This is a genomic window from Vibrio sp. HI00D65 (genome assembly GCF_001635455.1).
GTDB lineage: Bacteria > Pseudomonadota > Gammaproteobacteria > Enterobacterales > Vibrionaceae > Vibrio.
Genome location: NZ_LWEH01000317.1, coordinates 1 through 817, shown reverse-complemented (window position 1 = coordinate 817; position 817 = coordinate 1). Strand labels below are relative to the sequence as shown.

Annotated in this window: 1 protein-coding gene; it reads left to right on the top strand. The window is 45.2% G+C overall.

Annotated elements, in window-relative coordinates; all coding sequences use genetic code 11:
• Positions 1-72: 72 nt before the first annotated feature.
• The coding region (locus A3712_RS19545) for a signal recognition particle receptor subunit alpha (RefSeq protein ID WP_197465869.1) at positions 73-817 on the top strand (745 nt) is incomplete at its 3' end.

The window sequence follows — 817 nt, the reverse complement described above, 5'->3', positions numbered from 1 at the left end:
GTATAACAATAGCAAAGAGTCGACGTGCATTAAGCCAATACAGCTAATTAGTAGATCTAGGAAACTCCTCTGATGACGGAAAAAAAGAAGCGCGGATTATTATCGTGGCTTGGTTTTGGTGAAGAAGAACAAAGCCCAAAAACTCAGAATGAAGCGAACGTAGAAAACGTTGAAGATCAAACTGAAGTTGAATCACAAGTCGAGGCTGAACCAGTCGCGCCTGAAGCGGAAGCTGCTCAGTCAGTAGAAGCGAAGCCTGATGAGTCAGAGCAAGCTCTGGAAGAGACTCAAGATGAGCAACAGCCTGTCGCAGCAGAAGCAGAAGCAGAACAGGAACAAGAAGTTACTTCTCAAGCTCAGGTTGAAGAAGTACAAGAGAAGCCGACAGAAAGTTTCTTTGCTCGCCTAAAGCGTAGCCTGAGCCGCACTAAAGCAAACATTGGTGCAGGCTTCTTTGGTTTGTTCAAAGGTAAGAAAATCGATGATGATCTGTTTGAAGAGCTAGAAGAGCAGCTACTGATCGCGGATGTGGGTATGAACACCACGGTTAAGATCATTGAAAACCTGACAGAAAAAGCATCTCGTAATGACTTAAAAGACGGCGAAGCGCTTTATGGTCTGCTGAAAGAAGAGATGGCAGAGATCTTAAGCCAAGTGGAACAGCCATTAGTGGTTGATACCACCAAAACACCTTACGTTATCTTAATGGTTGGTGTGAATGGGGTTGGTAAGACAACGACTATCGGTAAGCTAGCGAAACAATTCCAAAATGAAGGCAAGAAAGTGATGCTAGCGGCGGGTGATACCTTCCGCGCGG